This is a genomic window from Saccharopolyspora antimicrobica (assembly GCF_003635025.1).
GTDB lineage: Bacteria > Actinomycetota > Actinomycetes > Mycobacteriales > Pseudonocardiaceae > Saccharopolyspora > Saccharopolyspora antimicrobica.
On record NZ_RBXX01000002.1, the window covers coordinates 7,672,020 to 7,691,020 of the forward strand.

At 72.1% G+C, this 19,001-nt stretch carries 18 protein-coding genes; 5 read left to right on the forward strand and 13 right to left on the reverse strand.

The genetic code is table 11. The annotated features are described in order from the left end of the window. The first annotated feature begins 46 nt into the window (after positions 1-46). The 3 genes from ATL45_RS36180 (at position 47) to ATL45_RS36190 (ending at position 3,372) form a co-directional block, all read left to right on the forward strand. The gene (locus ATL45_RS36180) at positions 47-832 is read left to right on the forward strand and encodes an IclR family transcriptional regulator (protein WP_093154665.1); all 786 of its coding nucleotides are present in this window, start codon (positions 47-49) and stop codon (positions 830-832) included. A 138-nt stretch (positions 833-970) separates the two neighbouring features. Beyond that, complete coding sequence (locus tag ATL45_RS36185) at positions 971-2,413, forward strand: MFS transporter (protein ID WP_093154662.1); 1,443 nt, start codon at positions 971-973, stop codon at positions 2,411-2,413. A gap of 143 nt (positions 2,414-2,556) precedes the next feature. Then, the gene (locus ATL45_RS36190) at positions 2,557-3,372 is read left to right on the forward strand and encodes an SAM-dependent methyltransferase (RefSeq protein WP_093154660.1); all 816 of its coding nucleotides are present in this window, start codon (positions 2,557-2,559) and stop codon (positions 3,370-3,372) included. A 9-nt stretch (positions 3,373-3,381) separates the two neighbouring features. Here ATL45_RS36190 and ATL45_RS36195 read toward each other — a convergent pair whose 3' ends face one another. Genes ATL45_RS36195 through ATL45_RS40115 form a run of 3 tightly spaced genes read right to left on the reverse strand, consistent with a single transcriptional unit; the run spans position 3,382 to position 6,493 of the window. Further along, positions 3,382-4,977: an ABC transporter permease gene (locus ATL45_RS36195; protein WP_093154657.1), complete on the reverse strand. Its 1,596-nt coding sequence runs from the start codon at positions 4,975-4,977 to the stop codon at positions 3,382-3,384. Further along, positions 4,974-5,864, reverse strand: a complete 891-nt coding sequence (locus tag ATL45_RS36200; protein ID WP_093154655.1) for an ABC transporter ATP-binding protein — start codon at positions 5,862-5,864, stop codon at positions 4,974-4,976. The genes ATL45_RS36195 and ATL45_RS36200 overlap by 4 nt, the downstream gene beginning before the upstream one ends. A gap of 5 nt (positions 5,865-5,869) precedes the next feature. Continuing rightward, positions 5,870-6,493 carry a TetR/AcrR family transcriptional regulator gene (locus ATL45_RS40115; RefSeq protein ID WP_093154652.1) on the reverse strand — a complete coding sequence of 208 codons (624 nt, stop codon included), beginning with the start codon at positions 6,491-6,493 and terminating at the stop codon, positions 5,870-5,872. Positions 6,494-6,750: 257 nt separating this feature from the next. On the opposite strand from ATL45_RS40115, the gene ATL45_RS36210 reads away from it, so the two are divergent. After that, the gene (locus ATL45_RS36210; protein ID WP_093154650.1) at positions 6,751-6,993 is read left to right on the forward strand and encodes a hypothetical protein; all 243 of its coding nucleotides are present in this window, start codon (positions 6,751-6,753) and stop codon (positions 6,991-6,993) included. A 189-nt stretch (positions 6,994-7,182) separates the two neighbouring features. On the opposite strand, the gene ATL45_RS36215 is transcribed toward ATL45_RS36210, so the two are convergent. The 3 genes from ATL45_RS36215 to ATL45_RS36225 are packed head-to-tail and all read right to left on the reverse strand — an operon-like array spanning position 7,183 to position 11,191. After that, positions 7,183-8,631, reverse strand: a complete 1,449-nt coding sequence (locus tag ATL45_RS36215; protein ID WP_093154647.1) for an amidase — start codon at positions 8,629-8,631, stop codon at positions 7,183-7,185. Beyond that, the gene (locus ATL45_RS36220; RefSeq protein WP_093154645.1) at positions 8,628-9,866 is read right to left on the reverse strand and encodes a M20 family metallo-hydrolase; all 1,239 of its coding nucleotides are present in this window, start codon (positions 9,864-9,866) and stop codon (positions 8,628-8,630) included. The genes ATL45_RS36215 and ATL45_RS36220 overlap by 4 nt, the downstream gene beginning before the upstream one ends. Continuing rightward, a complete protein-coding gene (locus ATL45_RS36225; protein ID WP_211841378.1) occupies positions 9,863-11,191 on the reverse strand; it encodes an MFS transporter in 1,329 nt (442 codons plus the stop codon). Before ATL45_RS36225 ends, ATL45_RS36220 begins: the two co-directional genes overlap by 4 nt. Before the next feature lie 116 nt (positions 11,192-11,307). On the opposite strand from ATL45_RS36225, the gene ATL45_RS36230 reads away from it, so the two are divergent. Then, on the forward strand, positions 11,308-12,129 hold the full coding sequence (locus tag ATL45_RS36230; RefSeq protein ID WP_211841379.1) for a phosphotransferase family protein: 822 nt from the start codon (positions 11,308-11,310) through the stop codon (positions 12,127-12,129). A gap of 99 nt (positions 12,130-12,228) precedes the next feature. Here the strand turns inward: ATL45_RS36230 and ATL45_RS36235 are convergent, their stop codons facing one another. The 7 genes from ATL45_RS36235 to ATL45_RS36265 form a co-directional block, all read right to left on the reverse strand. After that, the gene (locus ATL45_RS36235; protein WP_093154642.1) at positions 12,229-13,143 is read right to left on the reverse strand and encodes a LysR family transcriptional regulator; all 915 of its coding nucleotides are present in this window, start codon (positions 13,141-13,143) and stop codon (positions 12,229-12,231) included. Positions 13,144-13,178: 35 nt separating this feature from the next. Further along, on the reverse strand, positions 13,179-13,970 hold the full coding sequence (locus tag ATL45_RS36240) for an ABC transporter ATP-binding protein (RefSeq protein WP_093154640.1): 792 nt from the start codon (positions 13,968-13,970) through the stop codon (positions 13,179-13,181). Continuing rightward, on the reverse strand, positions 13,970-14,986 hold the full coding sequence (locus ATL45_RS36245) for a FecCD family ABC transporter permease (protein WP_093154637.1): 1,017 nt from the start codon (positions 14,984-14,986) through the stop codon (positions 13,970-13,972). Before ATL45_RS36245 ends, ATL45_RS36240 begins: the two co-directional genes overlap by 1 nt. Then, complete coding sequence (locus ATL45_RS36250; RefSeq protein WP_093154635.1) at positions 14,983-15,978, reverse strand: FecCD family ABC transporter permease; 996 nt, start codon at positions 15,976-15,978, stop codon at positions 14,983-14,985. Before ATL45_RS36250 ends, ATL45_RS36245 begins: the two co-directional genes overlap by 4 nt. Next, positions 15,975-16,955 (reverse strand): ABC transporter substrate-binding protein, encoded by a 981-nt coding sequence (locus tag ATL45_RS36255; RefSeq protein ID WP_170210447.1) that lies wholly within the window; start codon positions 16,953-16,955, stop codon positions 15,975-15,977. Before ATL45_RS36255 ends, ATL45_RS36250 begins: the two co-directional genes overlap by 4 nt. 77 nt (positions 16,956-17,032) lie before the next feature. Next, positions 17,033-17,806 (reverse strand): sugar phosphate isomerase/epimerase family protein, encoded by a 774-nt coding sequence (locus ATL45_RS36260; RefSeq protein ID WP_093154630.1) that lies wholly within the window; start codon positions 17,804-17,806, stop codon positions 17,033-17,035. After that, positions 17,803-18,987: a nitroreductase family protein gene (locus ATL45_RS36265; protein WP_143121679.1), complete on the reverse strand. Its 1,185-nt coding sequence runs from the start codon at positions 18,985-18,987 to the stop codon at positions 17,803-17,805. The genes ATL45_RS36260 and ATL45_RS36265 overlap by 4 nt, the downstream gene beginning before the upstream one ends. Between the last annotated feature and the right edge of the window lie 14 nt (positions 18,988-19,001).

Here is a 19,001-nt window from a genome sequence, read left to right on the forward strand (position 1 = left end):
AATTGGCCAAACCGAGATCAGCTCGCCGCGAGTTCGGAGTTGCAACATGCACAACAACGGCAAGGACGCAGCCGCCGCCGAGCCCCGGACACCCACCCAAGCCGTGGACCGGGCCCTGTCGATGCTCGTGCTCCTGGCCCAGCGCGGGCCGGCCGGCGTCACCGAGCTGGCCCGCGAGCTGGGGGTGCACAAGTCCACCGCGTCCCGGCTGATGACCGCGCTGGAGAAGTTCCGGTTCGTCGAGCAGACGGGCTCTCGCGGGAAGTTCCAGCTCGGGTTCGGCATCGTCCGGCTCGCCGGGGCGACCGCCGCCCAGCTGGACATCGCGCGGGAGAGCCGGCCGATCTGCGTCCGGCTGGCGGCGGAGCTGCACGGGACGGTGAGCCTGAGCGTCCTCGAGAGCGGCGGCGCGACGACGGTGGTGCAGGAGCCGAGCACCGAGCGGAACTGGATCGGCCTCCGCATGCCGCTGCACGCGACCGCGAGCGGGAAGGTGCTGCTGGCGAGCTTCGGGTTCGCGGAGCTCGAAGAGGTCCTGCGGACGCCGCTGCAGCGGTTCACCCCGAGAACCGTCACCTCGCGCGGCACCCTGATGGCGGATCTGAACCGGGTTCGCGACCGCGGGTGGGCCGCGGCGAGCGGTGAGTTCGAGCACGACCTGCACTCGGTCGCGGTTCCGGTGCGCGGCCCGGGCGGACGCCTGGCCGGCGTGCTGACCGCGTCGGCCGACGGCGCGCATCTCCGGACGGCCGATTTCCCCGACGTGGCAAGGGTTCTCACCCGGGCGGCCGAGGAGATCCAGGACCGGCTGCGCCGCCTGGCCGGCCCGTAGCGGACGTGGGAAACCCTTGACCACACCTGGCATCCCCGTTAGCTTGAACAGATATATCAGTCGTATGGATCAAGAGGTGATCATGCGTCAGCCCCTCGGTTCGGCCAGGTCGAGCACCGGGCAGAGCGGAGCGGCCGGGTGAACGGGCCGCCCGTGCCTCGCGGCGTGGGCGGCGAGCTGGCCATCGAGGACGCGCAGACGATCCGCCGGGCGACGACGGCGGCGACCTTGGGCAACATCGCCTCGTGGTACGACTTCGGGATCTACTCCTACCTCGCCGCGGTCGCCCTGGACCGGGTGTTCTTCCCCGATGCCGGCGAGTGGGCGGCGGTGCTCACCCTGGGCACGTTCGCCGCGGCGTTCGTGGTGCGCCCGCTCGGCGGGGTCGTCTTCGGGCCGCTGGGCGACCGGATCGGCCGCACCAGGGTCCTCGCCGCCACCATCCTGCTGATGTCGATCGCGACCGCCCTGCTCGGGCTCGTCCCCGACTACGGCGCGATCGGCATCGCGGCTCCGCTGATCGTGCTGTTCATCCGCATGCTGCAGGGCTTCGCCGCGGGCGGCGAGTACACCGGCGCGCTGACGCTCATCGCCGAGTACGCGCCCGACCGGCGGCGCGGTTTCTTCGGCAGCTGGCTGGAATTCGGCACGCTGATCGGCTACGCGCTGGGCGCCGGTGTGTCCGCGGTCCTGGTGTCGGTGCTGCCCGAGGAGCACCTGCTGGCCTGGGGGTGGCGAGTGCCCTTCATGCTCGCCCTGCCCCTCGGCGTCATCGGGATCTACCTCCGGTTGCGGCTGGAGGAGACCCCCGCGTTCCGGCAGCTGATGGAGCGCTCTCCGGCGATGGCGACCATGGCGCTGCGGCGCGTGTTCCAGATCCTGCTGACCCGGTGCCGGTCGGCGGCGCTGGTCGCCGGTGGCCTGATCGTCGCCTGGAACACCACCAACTACGTCCTGACCAACTACGTGCCCACCTACCTGACGCGGACCCTGCCGGGCCACGGCCAGAGCGGGACCAGCGACGCGCTGTCGACGGCGCTGCAGGTGCTGGTCATGCTCGCGATGCTCTGCGTCATCGTCTTCACCGGACAGCTCAGCGACCGCATCGGCCGCAAGCCGGTCCTGCTCACCGGCAGCGTCACGCTGATCCTGCTCGGCCTGCCCGCCGTGTGGCTGCTGCGCGCCGGGCTCCCCGGCCAGCTGATCGGCCTGATGATCATGGGGTTCGCGCTGCTCTGCTTCGCCGCGGTGACCCCGTCGACGCTGCCCGCGCTCTTCCCCACCTTCGTCCGGTACGGCAGCCTCGCCATCATCTTCAACGTGTTCGTGTCGGCGTTCGCGGGCACCGCGCCCACGGTCATCGGCATAGCGGTGACCACGACCGGAAACCTCGACTGGCCCGGCTACTACCTCATCGGAGCAGGAGCGATCGGGCTCCTGAGCACCCTGTACCTCAAGGAACCGGCCGGCCGGGCGCTGAAGGGCGCCGCGCCGCTCACCTCGAGCGCCGACCTGCCCGCACCGCCGCTGTCCGCGGACGGCGTTCCGATGGAGAATCCGCTGCCGCCGCAACGGGAATGACCGCGCGCGGCCGGAGGCGCCGGGAGCTCGCCGCGCTCGACCTCCGCGCACCCGTGGTGCCGTCAGCCTCGCGCTCGGCGAATGTCCGACTCCCGGCGCCGCGCGGCCGCTAGGGTGTCGCAGACCCGGCAGCTGGAGGCTCGATGACGGACCGACCCGACCACGAGGAACCGGTGCCCGGCACCGCCGGAGCGCGGGTGGACACCTCGGTGCCGAACGTGGCGCGGATGTACGACTACTACCTCGGCGGAGCGGCGAACTTCGCCGTCGATCGCGAGGCCGCCGAGCGGGCGCTCGCGGTCACCCCGGAGATCGGCCGGTTCGCGCGGATGAACCGGGAGTTCCTCGGCCGGGTGGTGCGATACCTCTGCGAGCGGGGCATCGACCAGTTCCTCGACCTGGGATCGGGAGTTCCCACGGTCGGCAACGTCCACGAGATCGCCCACCAGCACAACCCGCGCGCCAGGATCGCCTACGTGGACCACGAATCCGTCGCGGTCGCGCACGCCCGCGCGCTGCTGGCCGACGAACCCGACGTCAGCGTCACCCAGGCGGACATCCGCAACCCGGCGGAGGTCCTGGCCGCTCCGGGTGTGGCCGGGCTGCTCGACTTCTCCCGGCCGGTGGCGGTGCTGGCCGTGGCGATCCTGCACTTCTTGCCCGACGCGGACGAGCCCGCCCGGATCCTGCGCACCTACTGCGATGCCTGCCCAGCCGGCAGCTTCACGGCGCTGTCGCACGCGGCGACGATCACGATGACCGAAAGCGAGTCCCACCGCGGGCAGAGCATCTACCGCAGCACGAAGACACCGCTGGTGCTGCGCGATCGCGAGCAGATCGCCGCGCTCCTCGACGGCTGCCGACTGGTCGAACCCGGGCTCACCCCGATCAACCACTGGCCGTCGCCGACCGGGGAGAGCCCGGCCAACGGCTACGGAGCCGTCGCCGAACTGCGCTGAGGCCGCGGCTCAACCGAAGTCGCGGCGGCGCAGGGCGACCAGACCGGTGCCGATCAGCAGCGCCGACAAGACGGCCATGACCAGGGCCGGGGCCGGGTCGAAGGGCGCTCCGGCGAGCGTGTTCGGGATGTGGTGGAAGGGTTCGAGCGGGCTGCCGCCCCAGTTCCCGTACAGCGGCCCCGCGGCTCGGCCCAGCACCGCCACTGCCGTCCACACGGCCCAGGCGAGGGCAGTGGAGGCGCGCGGGACCGCTCCGTAGGCCAGCATGCAGATCGCTCCCACCAGCCAGACCGCGGGGAGAGTTCCCAGCGTTGCCGCCAGGACGCGCGGGATGTCGGAGGCGGGATCACCGACGAGGACCGCGAAGAGCGTGCCGAACACGCCGCCCGCGACCGCGAGCAGGACTGCCGTGTTGATGCCCAGGACGACCAGATGCCCTGCGGCCCAACGGGTTCGGGTCAGCGTCGTGGACTGCACCAGCTCAGCGCGTCCGGAGCGCTCCTCGGCGCGCATCCGCTGCACCACCAGCACCGGGTACAGCGCGATGACGTGGGCGAAGATCAGGATCATCGCCCAGAGGCCGAAATCGACGAGGCCCGCGCCGGGACTGCCGCCGAAGGCCCGCAGCAGGTTGTCCGTCGTGACGCCGGGAGCCTGCGTCCACTGGTTCAGCATCGTGCTGACCCCGCCCGCACCGGCAGCCGCGACGGCGATCGCGATGCCCCACTTGAGCAGCAGGTCGCGCTGGAACCGCCACGCCAGGCTGATCGGGCCGCGCAGGCCTGGTGCGGCGGCCGGGCCGCGGCGCTCCGGCAACATCCCGGCGCCGAGGTCGCGGCGGTCGGCCAGGCGGTAGGCGGTGACGACCAGCACCGCGCTCACCGAGAGCGGGATCGCGAGCATCCACCAGCGATCGTTCCAGTACGGCTCCACCGCGTGGATCCAGCCGAGCGGAGAAGCCCACTTCATCCAGAGCAGTCCGGACGCGTCACCGGCGTAGCGCAGCACATATGCCGCTCCGAGCACGTACAGGCCCAGCGCTCGCGCGGTACGCGCCGTGCGGGTGAGCTGGGCGAACACCGCTCCGATCGCGCCGAAGAGCCATCCGGCCGCGCTGACGGCCGCGCCGTAGGCCAGCGATCCGGCCGGCTCCATGCCGATCCCGATCAGCGCGATCGCCGTCGCGCCACCACCGGCGAGGCTGACACCGCCCGCCACGAGCAGCGCAGCGGTCAGCGGCGCGCAACGGCCGACCGTGCCCGCGCGCAGCAGTTCGATGCGCCCGGCGTCTTCGTCGGCGCGCGTGTGCCGGACGACGGCGAGCACGGCGGCGAGCGCGCTGAACGCGTAGAGGAAGCCGCCGCTGCGCCAGGCCGCGAGGTAGCCGAGGTCGGGGACGACGAATCCGCCGCCCAGCGCGCGGAAGAAGCTGTTCCGGTTGATCAGCTCGGCGTACTCGGCCATCCGCTCCGGGGTCGGCATGGCCCGGGTGATGTAGGAGACCAGCACCAGGGCCAGCACGACGAGCAGCAGGATCCACCACGGCGCGATGCCGCGCTCGCGCCGCAGCGCGAGCCGGACCAGTACCGGTGCTCCGGCGTTCACCGCGCCACCGCCTCGTCGTAGTGGCGCAGGAACAGCTGCTCCAATGTCGGTGGCCGGCTGACGAGGCGGCGGACGCCGAGGCCGTCGAGCTGTCGCAACGCCGGGCCGAGCGCGGCCGCGTCGACCTCGAAGCGCACCACGTCGCCGTCGGCCCGCAGGTCGTGCACACCGGGCAGGTCGGCGAGCGCGGCGGGCGGCCCGGAGACCTCGGCTTCGACGCAGGTGCGGGCCAGGTGCCTCAGCTCGGCGAGGCTCCCGGTGTCGACCGTGCGCCCGGCGCGGATGATGGTGACCCGGTCGCACAGCTCCTCGACCTCGGTCAGGACGTGGCTGGACAGCAGCACCGTCCGGACGCCGCGCTGTTCGCGCACGACCTCCCGGAAGACCTGCTCCACCAACGGGTCCAGGCCCGAGGTGGGTTCGTCGAGGACCATCAGCTCGGTGTCCGAGGCGAACGCGGCGATCAGCGCCACCTTCTGCCGGTTGCCCTTGGAGTAGGCGCGCACCTTGGTCCGCGGGTCCAGGCCGAAGCGTTCGATCAGCTCCGCCCGGCGCGCGCGTGCGGCCGGGCCGCGCTCCCGCATCAGGAGGTCGATGACCTCACCGCCGGACAAACCCGGCCACAGCGTCACGTCCCCGGGCACGTAAGCCAGCCTGGAGTGCAGCTCGGTCGCGTCGCGCCACGGGTCGCCGCCGAACAGCCTGGCGGTGCCCGCGTCCGCGCGCAGCAGGCCGAGCAGGATCCGGAGCGTGGTGCTCTTCCCCGCGCCGTTCGGCCCGAGGAAGCCGTGCACCTCGCCGGCGGTCACAGTGAGGTCGAGCCCGTCCAGCGCGGTGGTGCGGCCGAACGCCTTGACCAGTCCGCGTATCTCGATCGGAGCCGTCATCCGGATCACTTTCCGCCCTGCGGCAAGCGGTCTCGCATCTCGGCCGCTTCCTCCGGGCTGAGGTATGGGTGGGAGTAGATGTCGAGCAGGGCGCGGGCCAGCAAGTCGGCGCCCTCCGGGCTGAACACCTCGACGCCGAGCCCGCGCGACACGTGCTCGTGGAGCACCGCGACGGACAGCGCCATCGCAGCGCCCACCGTCGCCCTGGCCTCGCGCGACACTTCCGGTGCATCGGAACGCTTTTCGTCGGCTTCGGCCAGCCACTGCGCCCCGAGCCGCACCAGCTCGTCGAACACCGGCGCCGCACGGCCCTCGGTCAGGGCGCGCAGGACGTAGCTGCGGTAGGGCCCGAAGACCGCTCCGGCGACCGCGACGTAGTTGACGTCGCCCGGGCTGCTGTCGGCCCTGACCTGGTCGTTGATCTTGCCGAGCGCCTTGGCCAGGTGCGCGTCGCAGGCGTCGCGCAGCGCTTCCTTGGAGCCGAAGTGGTGACGCACCAAGCCCGACGACACCCCGGCCGTCTCGGCGATCCCGCGGATCGTCGCCCGGTCGAAGCCGTGCTCGCCGAAGTGCCGCAGCGCGGCATCCCGGATCCGCGCACGAGCGGTGAGGTCCTCGGGTTCGGTCATGACCACCTCCACCGCCGACTATACGCACGAACAGTCTGCTACACAAGCGTGTAGTCGTGCTGTTCCCGATGCAGCCGATCGGACGTACCCGGCTCGCGCGGGCGGTGGCACACTGGCGACGTCCGAGATCGTCTGTTCCTGACTCGGTGACCGGCAACGGGGGACCGGTTGGCCGTGGAGGTGCAGGCGTTCCTCTTCAGCAGGCGCTGGGACACGCCGTCGGCGTGCTCCTGCGCCCGACCGAGGGAGAACGCGTGATGTCCGCCCTGACCTACATCGTTGGCGCGCCCGTTTCCGTCGCCGTGGTCCTGCTGGTGCTCCGCTTCGCACCGACGGCGGTGCTCACCGTCCTCGCCGGTGCCACAGCGATCATCGCGCGCGACAAGCGAGCCGCTCGCGCGCTTGTCGTCCTTCAGATGCTCCGGCCGAACAGCCGGACAACACCCGCCGAACCCGCTGCGCGCCAGCAGGATTCCGCGACGCCCTCCCCCACCGCCTAGCGTCGCTCCACGACTCTCGGCCGAGGGACAACATGGCGACGCCCAAGACTCATGCGGCGTTCACCAGCCACCGCGCCTGCCAGCAGACGCGCTCCAAGCCGCGCCGGAGACGACGCGAGATCTAGCTCCCGTCAGAATCCGCCGCGGCTGGAACTCCGGTCGTGGCGAAGGGTTCGGGCGTGGCCGCGGTCAACCAACCAGGTCCGGCCACGGCTTTCGCGGCACGAGGGCTTCGATCCCCGCCCCCACCCGGAACACCGCTCCTTCGTCGAACGGGTGGCCCACGACCTGGACTCCGGTCGGGACTCCGTTGCTCGCCGTGCCGCTGGGCACCGCCAGCACCGGGCACCGGTTGGCGACGTTGAACGGACTGGTCAGGTGCGCCGCCCAGTAGTGCTCCCGGTGATGTCCGGCGATGTCGATGCCGTCGAGGTAGTTGTCGTCGGCCGTCAGGGCGGTGACCGCGTTGGTCGGGCACAGCAGCACGTCCACGCCGGCCATCGCGGCGGCCAGTTCGCGCTGCATGGCGGCGTCGAGGACGAAGGAGTTGACGAGATCGTCGCGCTCGGCCGCGCGGCGGGCATCGGCGATGAAGCGCTGGGCGTACGGCGCCAGCTCCGTCACCGCGCCCGCTTCCCGGGTCATGGCCGGAGCCAGGATCTGGCCGAAGTGGGCGAAGATCGTGCGCACCACCTGCTCGCCGGTCCACGGCAGGTCGACGGGCACGACGACGGCACCGGCCTTCTCCAGCCGGGCGACGACATCCGCGGTGGCCGCTTCGACCTCTGGTTCGACCGGGAAAGCGCCCAGATCCGGGGAGAATCCGATCCGGATGCCGCGCAACGCGTCGACCGGGTCTTCCGGCAGCACGATCGGCACGCCCTCCGGGCCCCACGAGGTGTGGTCGACGGGATGCCGTCCCGACATCACCGAAGCGAGCAGAGCGGTGTCGGCCACCGTGCGCCCCATCGGCCCGTCCCCTCGGTACCAGTCGGCGCTCAGCGGCGGGAGACCCGGTATCCGGCCGTACGGCGCCTTGTAACCGACGGTCCCGGTGAACGCCGCGGGCACTCGCGTCGAACCGGCGATGTCGGATGCGGTCGCCAGCGTCGTCATGCCCGCGGCCAGGGCGGCGCCCGCGCCGCCGGAGGAGCCGCCCGGCGTGGCGTCCAGGTTCCACGGGTTGCGGGTCACGCCCCACATCGCGCTGTGCGTCACCGTCGCGCAGCTGAACTCCGGTGTGGTCGTGCGCGCATGCACGATCCCGCCCGCGCGCTGGATGCGCTCGATCACCGGGTGGTCCACCTCGGCCACGCGTCCGGCGTGCGCGGCCAGCCCCTGCTCGATCCGTCGTCCGGCGAGGCTGTGCCGTTCCTTGGCCGCCACCGGAATTCCGAGCAGCGGTGCGGTGGGTTCCTGGGCGCGAGCCGCGCGGAGGTAGGCCGATTCCGCGAGCTTCGCTTCGGCGCGCGCCTCGTCGAACAGCGTCTCGGTGAAGGCGTTGACACCGGTTTGCCGGTCGCCGTTGGCCCGTTCGATCCGGGCTATGAGGGCGTCCAGCAGTTCCACCGGTGAGAGCTCCAGGCCGCGGAAGGCCCGCAGCGCGGTGACCGCGTCGAGGTGGGTCAGCTCCGTCACCGCTCCGCCTCCAACCCGCCCTGGAGGAGTTCCCAGGTCGCCTCGGTGAGTGCGTCGACCCCGATGGCCATCTGGTCGTCGCTGGTGTACTCGCGCTCGCAGTGGCTCACCCCGTCGATGGAGGGGATGAACAGCATCAGCGCCGGGACGATGCGGTTCATGGCCACCGAGTCGTGCCCGGCCATGGTGTTGATCCGCCGGATGCCCGCCCCGAGATCGGCGGCCACCTTCTCGGCGATCTCCAGGCCCTGCTCCGGGAAGTGCTGGACCGGGCGGACGTCGAAGTCCCGGACCTCGATGGTCAGGTCGTGCTCGCGGGCCACCGCCGCGATCCGCTCCAGCAGCAGCTCGCGGGCCTGCTGGACGATCTCCGGCGCGTTGGCCCGGATGTCGGCGACGAGGTGGACGCGGCGGGGCACCACGATCGGCGAGTTCGGTTCGAGGGTCAGGTAGCCGACCGAGGACACGATCGACTCCGGTTCGAAGTCCGCGGTGACGTCGTGGACGAGCACCACGACCTTGGACGCGGCTACCAGGGCGTCCCGGCGGTCGGCCATCGCGGTCGCGCCGGTGTGCGACTGCTCCCCCAGCACCTCCACGTCCAGCTTCTGGGTGTACCAGCTGCGGTCCACCGCGCCGAGCGCGATGCCCTCGCGCTCGAGCACCGGCCCCTGCTCGATGTGGATCTCGGCGTAGGCCGCCGGTTTCGGCCGCTCGTCGGTGCCGCGGTAGCCGATGGCGTCCAGCGCTTCGGCGACGGTGATGCCGTCGGGATCGGTGACCCGCAGCATCTCCTGCTCGTCCATCAGCCCGGCGAAGACCGAGCTGCCCATGATCGACGGCGCGAACCGGCTGCCCTCCTCGTTGAACCAGTCGACGACGGCCAGGTTGTACTTCGGCGGCTCGCCCCCCGCGACCCGCGCGGCGAGCCGGTCGGCCGCGTGCAGGGCGGCGATCACGCCGTAGGCGCCGTCGAACCGGCCGCCGAGCGGCTGGCTGTCCAGGTGCGATCCGACCAGGACGTAGTCGGCGCCGGGCCGCCACTCGACGAGGGCGAACAGGTTGCCGATGGAGTCGACCCGGACCGGCCAGCCCCGTTCCGCGGCGAACGCGGTGAACCAGTCCCGCAGCTGCTTGTCCTCCGGGGTGGCCGCTTGGCGCTCGACGCCACCGGCCGGGGTGGCCCCGATCGCGGCCACCTGGTGGAAATCGGTCAGGAAGGCTTCGGTGCTCATCGGGCGACCTCCACATCGACGCGCCGCCGGGTCTCGGGAACCCGGGTGGTGACCAGCAGGACGAGAACGATCAGCGCGGCAGCGGCCATGTACCAGCCGGGCGCGGACTCCCACCCGGTGCTGCCGACCAGGTAGGTGCCGATGAACGGCGCCGTGCCGCCGAATGCCGCGTAAGCGACGTTGTAGCTCACCGCGGCTGAGGTGAACCGCGTCCGGGTCGTGAAGATCTCGACGAAGAACGCGTAGCAGCCGCCGCCGTAGGTGATCAGGCACAGCACGAACAGGGATTGCCCGAGCAGTGCGAGGCCGAGGGAACCGCTGGTGACCAGGGTGAACGACGGCACGGCCAGCACTGCGAGGGCCAGCGAGCCGGCGATCAGCATGGGTTTGCGCCCGACGCGGTCGCCGATGATGCCGCCGACGGGCAGCAGCAGGGCGTAGAGCAGCATCGCCGCCGCGTTGGTCACCAGGGACGCCTCACGGCTGAGGCCGGTCTCCTGGAGGTAGGACACGAAGTAGCCGCTGAGGAAGTAGAAGCCCAGCGCGGTCAGGCCCATCACGAAGATGACCTGCAGCATGCGGACCTTGTTCTCCCGGAACGCTTCCCGGACCGGGGAGTGCTCGCGGTGCTCGGCCTTCCGGAGCACCTGCTGGAACGCCGGGCTCTCCTCGGTCCGGCTGCGGATCCACAGGCCGATGAAGGCCAGCGGCAGCGCCAGCAGGAACGGGATGCGCCAGCCGTAGGACAGGAAGTCCTCGGGGCTCAGCGCCTGCGAGAGCACGAAGATCAGGGTGCCGCCGACCACGGAGGGCAGCGCCGTCGCCGAGATCGTGATGCAGAGCCAGAAACCGCGCCGGTCCAGCGGCGCGTGCTCGAACACGAACGCCGGTGCGCCGACGGATTCACCGCCCGCGGAGAAGCCCTGCGCGAGGCGGCACAGCACCAGGAGCGCGGGTGCCGCGGCGCCGATCGTGGCGTAGGTGGGCAGCAAGCCGATCAGCGTGGTCGCCCCGCCGATGGTCAGCAGCGTGGTGTAGAGGACCTTGCGCCGCCCGATGCGGTCGCCGAGCGCACCGAAGAAGAGCCCGCCCAGCGGCCGGACGAAGAAGGCGACGCCGAAGGTGGCGAACGTGGACAGCATGCTCGCCAGCTGGCTGTCCCCGGGGAAGAACAGCGCGGCGAGGGTGACCGCGGACAGGCCGTAGAGGGTGAAGTCGTAGAACTCGATGAACTGCCCGACGCTGCCACCCGCGAGAACGCGCTTCTGGACGCCCGTGGGGCGGGTCGGTGCTCTACCGCGGGTGCCGTGCTCGCTCGTCCTCAACTGGCTGCTCCCAACGAGAGGCGGGGCGACGAAGGCGTCGCAGGTGTGACCATGCTCAGCAGCCGCACGCGAGGTGTCCAACAGATTCGACCGCAACTGCACGATCGGCTCAGTCGATGGAAACGACGCTGCCGGTCCCGCCATCCGGAAATCCGGCGACATCGGCTGCCATCCGCGACAGGATGGCCGGTGTGGAAGAGGTCGAAGTCGTCGTCGCCCACTGCCAGCGCGCGACGCTGCGCGTCGGCGAGGTGTTCCTGAAGGTCGACGGCGACCCGGCGCACGCCGACGTCGAGGTGCGGGCAATGGCCATGGCGCCGGTACCGACCCCGGCGATCCTCTGGCGCGAGCCGCCCGTGCTCGCGATCGCCGCCGTGCCCGGCAAGGCGCTCGGCATCCTCGGCGAACCGTCGGCCGCGTCGCCAGCGGCGTGGGCTGCGGCGGGTGCCGCCATACGGCGGCTGCACGATGCGCCGTTGCCGCCGTGGCCGGGGCGCAGGCTCGACGACGTGGCGGCGGAGCTCGACAGAGAGTGCGCATGGCTGCTCGCCAACTCCGTTCTGCCCGCCGAGGTGGTCCGGCGCAACCGCGAGATCGCCGAAGCCGCGCTCCGGCCGTGGAAACCGGTGTTCATCCACGGCGACCTGCAGATCACGCACGTGTTCGTCGACGGCGACGAGGTCACCGGCGTCATCGACTGGTCCGAGGCCGCCCCCGGCGACGCCATGTTCGACCTCGCCACCTTGACGCTCGGGCACGAGGAACGCCTGGACGACCTGCTCGCCGGTTACGGCCCGGGTGCGGACCGGGACGTGATCCGCGCCTGGTGGTCACTGCGCAGCCTGTTGGCGTCGCGCTGGCTGATCGAGCACGGCTTCGACCCGGACGCGCCGGGGTGCGAATTCGACGTGCTCAGATCCCGGATGCGGGAAACCTAGGCGCGGTTGTTCGAGCCCTTCTGCTCGCGGGACGAGTTCCCGCTGTGCTCGCTCGAGTTCGCGTTCTGCGCGGCGCAAGAACGACGGGGCATGTGCCGATCACGTGGTCACGCCGTAGACGCGCAGGCAGATCTCTTCGAAGGCCTTCGACTTGAGGGTGGGCCGGGTGCCGCCCGGTCGCACGAGCAGCACTTCGATCGGCGGCAGCTCCTCGGCGACGGGCAGCGGCACCACCGGGCTGCCCGCGTAGGTGAGGTCGTGCGGCAGCCGCTGGTTGAGCACCGAGTAGCCGTGCCCGCGGGCGACGAACGACCGGACCGTCTCGTACCCGCTGGCGCGGTGGCGGATCTTCGGTGCCACGCCGAGGAGTTTGAAGAGGCTGAGGTAGTACTCCCGGCTGTGCGGCAGGTCCAGCAGGATCAGCGGTTCGGCGGCCAGCTCGCGCAGGCTCACCGGCTGCCCAGGAGCGGCGGCCAGCGGGTGCTCCGGCGAGACGATGACGTGCGGCGGGACCCGTCGCAGCACGCGGCGCGGCAGCTCGCCGCCGAGACCGAGGTCGTACATCAGCGCGAGCTCGCACTTGCCGTCGCGCAGCGCCCGGCGGAGGAATTCCTGATCGCCTTCCAGGAACGACAGGGCGACGCCGGGGTGCTCGCGCTCGAACTCCTCCAGGATGACCGAGGCCCGGAACGGAGCGAGCGGCCCGAACACGCCGACGGTGAGGTCACCGGCCAGCACCGGCCCCTCTTCGCGGACCGTGCCCGGCAGCTGGTCGGCGTCCTCCAGCAGCAGCAGGGCGCTCTCGCGCAGGCGCCGGCCGGCGCGCGTGAGCCGCAGCCCGCGGCGCGGGAGCCTGGTGAACAGCGGTGTGCCCATGACCTGTTCGAGCTGGGCGACCGCGGAGGACAGCGTGGACTGGGTGACGTTGAGCGCGGCGGCCGCGGCCGTCATGTTCTCCAGCTCGGCCACCGCGCAGAAGTAGCGGAGCTGGACCAGGGTGAACGACCGCGTCATGCCTCGACATGCTGCCATCCGGACGTGTCGCCGGGCTACTGCTCGGCGTGCACCGAATCGTAGGTGCACAGCGGCCTTCCGGTGAGCTCGTCGAGCCAGACCCGGCCGGACACGCCGAACACCGCTGCCAGCAGCTCCGCGTCGACGACCTCGGCGGTCGGGCCCTCGGTGTGGACCGCACCGTCGCGGAGGGCGACGACGCGGTCGGCGTAGCGGGCGGCCTGTTCCAGGTCGTGCAGCACGGTCACCACGCTGAGCCCGCGCTCGTGCTGCAGGCGGCGGACCAGTTCGAGGACTTCCAGCTGGTGGCCGATGTCCAGGTAGGTGGTCGGCTCGTCGAGCAGCAGGATTGAGGTGTCCTGCGCGAGCGCGAGCGCCAGTCGCACGCGCTGGCGCTCGCCGCCGGAGAGCCGGTCGACCAGCTCGTCGGCGCAGGATTCGACGCCGGTGACCGCCATCGCCTCGCGCACCTGCGCGTCGTCGCCTCCGGCGAGCATCCCGAGCGGCCCGCGCACCGCGTACCGGCCCTGGCGCACCAGCTGCCGGACGGTGAGACCGGGCACCGATGGCATCGACTGCGGCAGCACCGCGATCTCGCGGGCGATCTGGCGGCGGGACAACGCGCGCAGCGCCCGGCCGCGCACGAGCACTTCGCCGGCGTCCGGGGCGTGCAGCCCGCCGAGAGCCCGCAGCAACGTCGTCTTGCCGCAGCCGTTGCGGCCGACCAGCGCCACCCATTCGCCCTCGGAGACCGCGAGATCGACGCCGCCGAGGACCACCCTGTCGCCGAAGCGGACGGTGACCTCGTGGGCCTGCAAGGCGCTCATCAGTTTCCTCCGCTGTTCGAAGTACGCCTGGCCACCCGGATCAGGACCACCGCGCCGAGCACCGCGGTCACCGCACCGGTGGGAACACCGGCGCGCGAGGGATCGGCGGCCCACGACGTGACGGTCTGGGCCACGACGTCCGCGCCGCACACCGCTGCGGCACCGAGCATCCCGGCCGCGGGCAGGGCGAAGCGCAGGTCGGCGCCGAACAACGCGCGCGCGGCGTGCGGGGCGAGCAGCCCCACGAAGGCCATCGCGCCGACCGAGGCGATCGCAACCGCCGTGAGCACGACCGCGACCAGCAGAACCGCGCTGCGCCAAGGCGAAACCGCGAGGCCGACGGCGTGCCCGTGGTCGTCGTCGACCGACAGCAGCTGGATCACCGCGGACACCAGCAGCCCGGCCACCGCGGCCGTGAGCAGCCACGGCCACAACGCCGACCAGTGCGCCCAGGTGCGGCCGTTGAGCGAGCCGATCAGCCACTGCGTCATCGATCCGGTCAGCTGGGGACGCGCGGTGAGCAGCACCATGCTGCCGCCGCTGAACGCCGCCGAGACCATCACGCCGATCACTACCAAGCGCACCGGATCGGTGCCCGCCCGCATCGCGACCAGCCACAGCACCGCGCCGCCCAGCGTGCCCCCGACCACCGCCACCAGGATCATCCGGGTGGGAGAGGTGAAATCGCCGCCGATCAGCGTCGCGGCCACCGCGCCCAGCACCGCCCCCGAACCGACTCCGGTCACATCCGGTGAGGCCAGCGGATTGCGCAGCACGGCCTGCAGCACGACACCGGCCATGCCCAGGCACATGCCGGCTCCGGCACCGACGAGCACCCGCGGCATCCGCAGGTCGTGGACGATCTGCGCGGTCAGCCGGTCCGAGTGGCCGAACACCGCGGCCAAGGTCTCCGCGACTGAAGTCGTCGATCCGGTCGCGAGGTGCGCCGAAGCCAGGACCAGCACTGCGCCGAGCAGCGCGAACAGCCGCAGCGGGCGGGGAATCCGCTGGATCACCGCGCCACCACCGACACCTTGCGGCGCAGCAGGAGCAGCACACCGGCGCAGATCGCGACGACCGCGGTCAGCCCACCCACCGGCAGTTCGACCGGGTGCAGCACCGTTCGCGCCAGCAGGTCGGCCGCGACCACCAGCAGCGCGCCCAGCGCGGCCGACCACAGCAGCCACGACCGGTGCGTGGCGCGCGGGCGCAGCCAACGGCCGAGCTGCGGCGCGAGGAAGCCGACCCAGGCCACCGGCCCGCACGGCCCGACCACCACTGCGGTGAGCAGGCAGCCGACGGCCAGCGTCGCAGCGCGCGCCCGGGCCGGGGAGGCGCCCAGGGCAGCGGCCGTGTCGTCGCCGAGCCGGAGCACGCCGAGCGCCGGGATCATCAACGCGGCCAGCGGCAGGCCGATCAGCAGTCCCGGCGCCATCGTCGCGACGGTCTCCCACGTCGTCCCCGTCAGCGAGCCCAGCAGATAGCGCACCAGGACGCCCTGATCGCGCGAGTCCGACAGGGACAGCGCCGTCAGCATCACCGCGTGCAGCCCGGCGCTGACGGCCGCGCCGATGAGCAGCACCGCCGCCCGGTCGCGCACCCCGCGCACGGCCAGCATCGTGATGGCGCCACCGATCGCCGAACCCGCCAGCGCGGGCACGAGCGGAGCTCCGGGAACCGACACACCCCACGCGACGCATCCCGCCACGGCCGCTGCCGCACCGCTGGACACGCCGAGCATTTCCGGCACCGCCAGCGGATTCCGCAGGGATTCCTGCAGCAGCAGGCCGGCGACGCCCAGCAGCGCTCCGGCGAACACGGCGAGCACCACTCGCGGTGCGCGCAGCAACACCACCACCGTGTGCTCGACACCGCCGTCGGCGGTCAGCGCGTGCGGAAGGCGGTTCACGCCCACGAACGGCTCGCCGAGCATCAACGACGCGGCGACCAGCACCACTGCGAGGACACCCGCGAGAAGCCAGTCACCGCGCCGGATCAGTGCGCTCATCGGGCCGCGGGCACCAGTTCCGCGGCTTCGTCGATGATCGCCGCCAGGCTCCGGGTGCCGCGGCCGGAGCCGAAGAGCTTGGCGTGCACTTCGTGCACCTGCTGCTCCTGCACCGCCGGGATCTGCTGCCACACCGGGTTGTCGGCGAGCTGCGCGCTGAGCGTGCGGTCCTCCGCCGAGAACAGCAGCGAGTAGGCCAGCACGACGTCGGGCTGCTTCGCCAGCAGGTCCTCGACGCTGTAGTTGCTGGCGGTCTCGACGTCGGCGCCCTGGGCCGGGAAGGGGTAGTTGAACAGCTGGGCCAGCAGATCGCCCTTGAGCGAATCGCGGGTGTCCACGCCGATCGACTCGGCGCTGCCGTACATCAGCACGACCTTGCGGCCTGCCTGCCCGCTCGCGCGGGTGGCCTGCACGGCGTCGGCGAGCTTGGCGCGGAAGGCCGCCTCCGCGGTCACGGCCTGCTCGGTGCGTCCGGTCAGCGAGCCCAGATTCCGCAGGTACTCGACGGATTCCTGCCAGTCGGCGGGCTCGGTCAGCCACAGCGGGGCGAATCCCTCGATCGCGGGGCGCAGTGCGTCGTGCACCCCGGAGAGGCCGATCACGAGGTCGGGCCGCAGTGCCGCGATGCTCTCGACGTCCTCGGAGCCGAAGCTGCCCTGCACGACCGGAACGGTCTTGGCCCGCTCCCCCATCAGCGCGGGATGCGCGAGCAGGTCCGGGTTGCTCGTTCCTGCCGGTGTCATGCCGAGCTCGACCAGCATGTCGTCGCAGAGCCCGCTCAGGCAGACGATCCGCTCCGGCGCTTTCGGCAGGCTGAGCTGCTGGCCGTGCGGGTCGGTGATGGTCGTCGACGCCGATAACGGCGGCGCGGCGCGGTCGATCACCGGAGCCGGGGCGGGTGCGGCGTCGGCGGGCTGCTCCTCCGGAGCGGCCGAACAGCCGGCGAGTGCCGCGGCCAGCAGAGCGGCGAGAAGCATTCGGGCGGTGCTGCGCTCAGCACGCACTGGGTTCCTCCCGGGAAGAGTCGAAGATCTGACGGTAACCGTTTTCATGTTCAGTTGTCCATGGCCGCCGCGATGCGATCGCGCAGCGCTGCCGCATCGCGCCGGCAGGCCTCGACGCTGTCGCCGGGCACGAATTCCAGGAGCACCTCACGCCGCCGGCCGTCAGCAGCGAGTTCGCGCAGGACCGCGTCCCAGAGGTCGAGGCGGGCGTCGAGCGGCAACCGTTCGGTGAAGCCGTCCGCGCCCCACGAGAACGCGTGCACCGAAGCCAGATCCGGCAGCAGCGCACGCACTTCCCGCACGCACTCGGCCACATCCGGGAGCTCGCGTGGCTGCCAGTGCGCGACCAGCGCGTCGTGGCCGATCTCCTCGCGCAGCCGCACCGCCGAGCCGATGTCGTCGGTCAGCGATTCGACGTGGTGCTCGACGGTGAGCCGGATCCCTTCCGCCGCACACGCATCCGCGCAGCGCCGGAGATCGGCCACGACGCGGGCGCGCTCCTCGGCGTCCGCCTCCGCGGAGCCGACCACTCCGGCCCACACCCGGATGCGCGGAGCACCCAGCGCGGCGGCCGTGCGCAGCACCGCGTCGAACTCGGCCTCGGCGGTGTGACCGGCTTTGTAGTACGAGCCGTACGTGCCGATCGCGATGCCGTGATCGGCGCACAGCGCGGAAACCGCGCGTGCGGTGCCGATGGCGCCGGCGGGCACGTGCACGTCGCCGCCCCACTCCACGACCTGCAGTCCGCAGTCGCGCGCCACCGACACCACGTGCGCCGGGTCGAGCTGCCGAAAGGTCACCGACGCCAACCCCGGGATGATCATGTTGTTCCGTCCTCCTCGATGAGTGCTCGCCCGCCGATCGCGAGCGCGTGGAGCAGGCGGGCCGGGCCCGCCGCGGAGCGCAGGACCGTGTCGATCCAGCAGCCGACCGGCCGCGCCGGGAGGCCCAGGCCGGTGGCGGCCAGCCAGGCCGCGTGCACCGCCAGACCGGCTCCGAGATGCTCGGCGAAGGCCGTCGGCGGATCGGGATCGACCGTTCCAGTCGCCACCAGCAGCGCTCCCGCACCGAGGACTTCCGGCTGGCCGCACGAGCGCGGTGCGAGATCGGCCACCAGGTCGTTCCCCGCGACCTCCAGCATCGCGATCCGCCCCACCGCCATCGGCGCTGCCGCACTCGTCAGTCCCGCTGGTACGTGACCTGGATCGATCGCCTCCCACGGCGCAGCGACCCGGGACAGCAGGTCGGGAACCGCCGGTGCGGGCCCGTGCCACTGCCACGCCTGTTCCGGCGTTCCGGCACCGAACTCGGCCAGCGCCGCGATCAGCTGATCCCACGCCGCTTCACCGTGCGCCGCGACGATGTCGTCGAGCAGCGGTTCCGGGACGGGCGTGCGCTCGGCCGGTGTCGCCAGCGGGACGGTGAGGACATCGCCGATCTCCACCACTGCCAGCGGAAACTCGGGTGCGCACCCCGGCCAGCGCACGACGCCTCCCGTGTGCGGAAGGCCCGCCCACTCCGCCAGCACGTCCACGCCCGGGCCCGTCGCGGCTCGTGCCGGATGCCCCAGCGCGGCGGCCGCGGCCAGCAGCGCGCCCAGCGCGTGCCCCAGGTCGAGCAGCAGCACCGGCAGCGACCGGGGGCCGTACCGCCACCACGTCCGCACCGGATTCAGCGACAGCACGATCCGTATGTCCGATGTGGACGTGGCCGACGGCGCGGGCGCGGCCAGCGCGTGGCGCACCGGGTCGTACCGCCAGGCCGTGCCGCGGTGGACGACGTGCGCTTCGACCGGGTACCGGCCACCCGCCGAAGGCACGCGGCGAAGCTGCACTCCCCCGGCTCGCCGCGGCGACGAAGCCAGCGCGAGATCCAGCAGCGCGCCGACACCACCGCGCGGCCACCGGCCCAGCACGATCTCAGGCCCCGGCCAGCTCCGGCACTCGGCCGGTCGCGACGCGTGCTCGGTGACGCCTGGCGGTTCTCCGCGCCATGCCTGGCGCAACGATTCGCGGACGC